The organism is Prevotella sp. MGM2, from assembly GCF_002933955.1.
Taxonomy (GTDB): domain Bacteria; phylum Bacteroidota; class Bacteroidia; order Bacteroidales; family Bacteroidaceae; genus Alloprevotella.
On the sequence record NZ_BEWW01000091.1, the window covers coordinates 1 to 5,556 of the forward strand.

Consider the following 5,556-nt stretch of genomic DNA (forward strand, 5'->3'; position numbering starts at 1 on the left):
AACGGTATATATATAACCGGCGGCGGCGCCCTCTTGCGAGGACTCGACAAGCGTCTGACCGACAAAATAGGCATACCTTTCCACGTAGCCGAAGATCCATTGCTTTGTGTAGCCCGCGGAACGGGAATCGCGCTTAAAAATGTGGAAAAATACACTTTCCTTATGCGATAAGCCGAGAGAAAACGACAGCGATAAATGTATTTTCTTCTCGAATTTATACGTAAATATTACTACGTGCTGCTCTTTCTGCTGCTGGAAGCCGTGAGTTTTTTTATGCTCTTCCGCTTCAACAGTTTTCAGGGTAGCGTGTGGTTTACCTCAGCCAATACCGTAGTGGCTGAGGTGAACCGTTTATACTCAGAGGCTGCGTCTTACTTGAACCTTCGTACGGTTAACCGTCGGCTCACGGATGAGAACCTGCGGCTGAGTCTTGAAGCCGACAAACTGCGTGAAGCTTTGAAAAACGCTACACGCGACACCTCTTACACCGGGCAGACTGTCAGTGAACTGCTCAAAGACTATCGCATCGTACCGGCAGAGGTCGTGTCAAACTCCTCTGCCCCACGTGCCAGCAACTATCTGGTCATCAACCGTGGAAAGAATGATGGCATACAGCCCGAAATGGGGGTCGTTGGCGGTGGAGGCGTCGTGGGCATCGTCTATCTGGCAGGACCGCATTATTCACTGGTCATTCCCGTAACGAACCGGAAGTCGAGCATCAGTTGCCGCATTCGCGGACAACGCTATTTCGGTTATCTGCAATGGGATGGTAAAAATATGCTGACCGCTTACCTTGATGATATCCCGCGTTATGCAAAAATTCAAAAAGGCGACGTAGTGGAAACAAGCGGTTACTCTGCCGTATTCCCTCCCGGAATTTTTGTAGGACGTATTGCCGGTATCGGTAATTCCCCCGATGGGCAGTCATACAAACTTCGCGTCAATCTTGGAACGGATTTTGCCAATCTGCGCGATGTCAACATCATAGCCACAACCTACAAAGCCGAAATAGATACTTTACGCACACAGGCAGCCCGTCAATTAAATGCTCTCAGTGATATTTAGAACGAAAATATCCTTATTCTGCCACGGCATCAAAACTGTGTCCGCTTAAACCCGAATCCAGAAGCAACCGCAACGTTCCCCCGCTTTCCATGTTTCAAACTTTCCTCTCACGCCTCGGCTGGTTTTTCCTGTTGTTAGTACTGCAAGTATTGGTTTTCAATCATATCCATATCATGGGATATGCCACGCCAATGCCTTACATCTACTTCCTTTTGATACTTCCGGCCACCACGCCACGCTGGCTCTATCTTATGTCGGCTTTCATAATGGGTCTGTTGATTGACTCTTTTACCAATACGCCGGGAATGGCAACCTCAGTGCTCTGCTTTTGCGGACTTTTGACACCGGCTTTGCTCAACACTTTCCGCCCTAAGGACACGGAAGACGAAACTCTCCTCCCTTCCATACGGTCAATGGAGTGGGGCGGATTCCTGCGTTTCAGTTTCGTGCTGACACTCATTCATTGCTCCTTGTTCTTCCTGATAGAAACTTTTACCCTTATCCGGTGGCAGACATTACTCATCAACATAGGCGGCAGCACCGCCCTGACCATGCTGATGATAATAGGTTTTGAACTTATAAGGACGAAGAAGCGCAAGTAATAAATTCCGTTTGCAGCGCCCTTATTACTTTTTTATTCTTTATTATATATGTCCGGCGAATTAAACTTTTCAAACCGAAAGTTCGTGATCTGTGGTGTGGCCATCGTGGTGGTCATCATTTATTTGTTGCGTCTGTTCACCCTTCAGCTAATGAGCGATGACTACAAAAAGAACGCAGACTCCAATGCCTTTCGAAAAGACATACAATATCCCTCACGAGGCCTGATCTTTGACCGTAAGGGGCAACTGCTCGTATATAACGAAGCTTCCTATAATATCATGGTGGTCATGAACGACCAGCGCGGAATAGACACTCTGGACTTTTGCCGTACAGTAGGCATCACGCCGGAAACTTACGTAGAGAAAATGAAAGAAATCAAGAGTAAGCCACATTATTCACGGCATACGCCGCAACTTTTCATGAGCCAGATTCCGGCTGAGGAGTTTTCTCTATTCCGCGAAAAGCTTTTCCGCTTCAAGGGCTTTTCCGTAGAAAAACGCGGCGTAAGGCATTATATGTCTGGAATAGCGGCTCATATTCTTGGCGATGTTGGCGAAGTGAATGATAAGGATATTGCGGAAGACGAATATTATCAAAGTGGTGATTACATTGGTAAATTAGGAGTAGAACGTTCCTACGAAAAGGAACTTCGCGGTGAAAAAGGCATGCATATCATGTTGCGCGATGCCCACGGACGTACACAGGGACGATATCAGGGCGGGAAATACGACAAACAGCCGGTTCCGGGAAAAGATATTCTGCTGAGCATCGATTCAGAACTACAGACTTTGGCAGAAAGGCTCCTTGAGGGCAAACTCGGGGCCATTGTTGCCATAGAACCCTCTACGGGAGAAATTCTCTGCATGGCTTCCTCGCCCAGTTATGACCCTCGTCAAATGGTTGGCCGTAGTCGTGGGAAAAATCATTTGATGCTTCAGAAAGATCCTATGAAGCCTTTGCTCAACCGCGCTATAATGGGAATGTATCCTCCGGGATCGACTTTCAAAATTACGCAGGCTCTGTTGGGGTTGCAGGAAGGTTGTATCACTCCTGATATCGCTTTTCCCTGCCATCATGGTTTCAATTATAAGGGGCTACATTTGGGGTGCCACGGACATAGCTCCCCCATCAATCTGGTGCCGGCCATCGGAACGTCGTGCAACGCTTATTTCTGTTGGAACCTTTATCGCATGTTCAACGACCGTAGCCGTTTCAAGGATACTCAGGAAGCTATGACGCGGTGGAAGGATCATCTGGTGTCTATGGGGTTCGGTTATAAGTTAGGTATTGATTTGCCGGGCGAGAAGCGAGGGATGATTCCTAATGCCCAATATTATGACGATCATTATAACAAGGCGTGGAATGCTCTTACTGTCATTTCCATTTCCATCGGCCAGGGTGAAGTTACGGCTACACCGCTTCAGATTGCCAACCTTGCCGCCACTGTTGCCAATAGAGGGTATTACTACGTGCCGCATATAGTTCACCAGATTCAGGGCAGCCGGATTGACACTAAGTATCGTACCCCCAAGCACACTATGGTAGATAGGAAATGGTATGATTATGCCGTTGACGGGATGCGGCGCGCCGTTGTGAGCGGCACATGCCATGCCGCCAATATTCCCGGGCTGGATGTTTGTGGCAAAACGGGAACGGCGCAAAACCGCGGTCATGACCACTCTGCCTTCATGGGATTTGCTCCGAAGGACAATCCGAAAATAGCCGTGGCGGCTTATGTGGAAAACGGAGGCTTCGGTGCCGTTTATGGTGTACCCATCGGCGCCCTTATCATAGAGCAGTACGTCAACGGCAAACTTTCTCCTGAAGCCGAGAAGAAAGCGGATGCCATTCAACACAGACATATAAAATATGGCGACTATGTCAGATAACAGTAACCGTTATCCTATCTTTACCGCAGATTGGATGGTCATTCTCATCTATATTATTTTGCTGGCTTTCGGCTGGTTGAGCATTTGTGGTGCCAGTCATGAAATCGGCGACACCGACTTTGTGAGCTGGGGTACACGCACGGGCAAACAGCTTGTATGGATAGGGCTGTCGTTCGCACTGGGTTTTATTCTACTCATGATAGACGACCGTTATTTCGATTCTCTGGCCGATCTGGTATACTGGCTGCTCATCGTTGTCTTACTTGTCACCCCGTTCATAGCTAAAGACATCAAAGGTTCCAGGTCATGGATAAGTTTGGGAGCCGTGAGCCTCCAGCCGGCTGAGTTTGCCAAATGCGCCACAGCATTGGCCGTGGCAAAAATGATGAATGCCTATGGTTTTGCGCTCAACAACATGCGCAACTTCCTCAAAGCCGCCAGCATCGTGCTCCTTCCCATGCTGCTCATCATTCTGCAGCGCGAAACAGGGTCGGCTCTCGTTTTTATGGCCTTTTTCCTCATGTTCTATCGCGAGGGCATGCCGGGCTGCTTCCTCTTTACGGCAACGGCTGCCGTAGCTTACTTTGTTGTAGGCATACGTTTTTCTGTAACTCCTATGCCTTTCACTACAGCCACGGTAGGCGAATTTACCGTACTTGTGCTCATACAGATTTTCACTGTAGGGCTGACGGCTGTGTACCTGCCACGGACTCCACATGCCCGCCGCCTGTTCTTTTGGGGAGTTATACTGACGGCCGGCTCGCTGCTTTTCTCACGTTTTGTCATGGCCTTCGATGTAGCCTGGGCCATGATAGCCTCATGCGTGGGTATGGCGGTCTACTTGGGTTGGCAGGCGTTGGGCGAACGTGTAGGCAAGTACGCATTCATAGCCCTTTTCTCCCTCTTTTCCACGGCTTTTCTCTATACAGCCGACTATGCGCTCAACAATGTGCTCGAACCGCATCAGCAAGTGCGTGTCCGCGTTCTTTTGGGCATAGAGGAGAACATTACAGGATCGGGTTACAACGTGAATCAAAGTAAAATAGCCATTGGCTCAGGCGGACTGGAGGGCAAAGGCTTTCTCAACGGAACACAAACCAAGTTGAAATACGTACCTGAGCAAGATACCGACTTCATCTTCTGCACGGTGGGAGAGGAACAGGGATTCATAGGCTCAGCTGCCGTATTGCTGCTTTTTCTCACACTCATCCTGCGCCTCGTCTATCTGAGCGAACGCCAAATCAGCAAATTCGGCCGCGTTTACGGCTACTGCGTTTTGAGTATCTTCTTTTTTCACCTGCTCATCAACGTGGGGATGGTCATGGGCCTCATGCCCGTCATAGGCATTCCTTTGCCCTTTTTCAGTTACGGAGGTTCGTCATTGTGGGGCTTTACCATCCTGCTGTTCATATTCCTGCGTATCGATGCCGGCAACAAGGCCCGGCTTCGTCAAAGGTAGAAAGAAGAAGAGAGCAGACATTGTGCAACAATTAACCAATCAACAAGATTATGCCAAAGAACACTATTAATAAGACCGGAGCCTTGCTGTTTTTACTGACGATTACCGCTGTTGTAGCCATTATCGTATTCTTGAAAAACGGCAGTGGCGATGAAATGCCGGTATCTGCCGACAGCCTGAGTTCCGACAGCAGAGCCATAGCGCGTCCCGACACTACCATTGCCTCGGAGATAAGTGACATCATCAGCACACCCGACACCATTGCCGCAGCACCGCCTGATTCCATTGGCCGCGACAAACGGCCGGCCGGCGAAGCCGGAGCAGAAGATGGCTATTGGGACGGATATTATGACGGTGTGGCAGCCAAGTCGCCCAATCCGGACAACGTTTCAAGTAATTTCCCGACGATAGGCGAAAGGGCGGTTTATGCCAAAAACTATGCTGAAAATTATGATAGGGGATACGCCGAGGGACGGCATGGGAAACCGTTACAGTCAGCTGGTGAATAATCAGTCTGAAAACGGCATCCAGCCATTTTAA

At 49.1% G+C, this 5,556-nt stretch carries 6 protein-coding genes; all 6 read left to right on the forward strand.

The features are described 5' to 3' along the window. The coding region (locus tag C5S62_RS02055) for a rod shape-determining protein (protein WP_190311536.1) at positions 1-171 on the forward strand (171 nt) is incomplete at its 5' end. A gap of 24 nt (positions 172-195) precedes the next feature. Further along, positions 196-1,065, forward strand: a complete 870-nt coding sequence (gene mreC, locus C5S62_RS02060) for a rod shape-determining protein MreC (protein ID WP_104403853.1) — start codon at positions 196-198, stop codon at positions 1,063-1,065. A gap of 89 nt (positions 1,066-1,154) precedes the next feature. Beyond that, entirely contained in the window at positions 1,155-1,667 is a 513-nt protein-coding gene (gene mreD / locus C5S62_RS02065) for a rod shape-determining protein MreD (protein ID WP_104403854.1), read from the forward strand. Positions 1,668-1,715: 48 nt separating this feature from the next. Further along, positions 1,716-3,557: a penicillin-binding protein 2 gene (gene mrdA / locus C5S62_RS02070; protein WP_104403855.1), complete on the forward strand. Its 1,842-nt coding sequence runs from the start codon at positions 1,716-1,718 to the stop codon at positions 3,555-3,557. Further along, positions 3,538-5,016 carry a rod shape-determining protein RodA gene (gene rodA / locus C5S62_RS02075; RefSeq protein WP_371411178.1) on the forward strand — a complete coding sequence of 493 codons (1,479 nt, stop codon included), beginning with the start codon at positions 3,538-3,540 and terminating at the stop codon, positions 5,014-5,016. The genes mrdA and rodA overlap by 20 nt, the downstream gene beginning before the upstream one ends. Positions 5,017-5,066: 50 nt before the next feature. Beyond that, positions 5,067-5,525 carry a hypothetical protein gene (locus C5S62_RS02080; RefSeq protein WP_104403857.1) on the forward strand — a complete coding sequence of 153 codons (459 nt, stop codon included), beginning with the start codon at positions 5,067-5,069 and terminating at the stop codon, positions 5,523-5,525. The last annotated feature ends 31 nt before the right edge of the window (positions 5,526-5,556 follow it).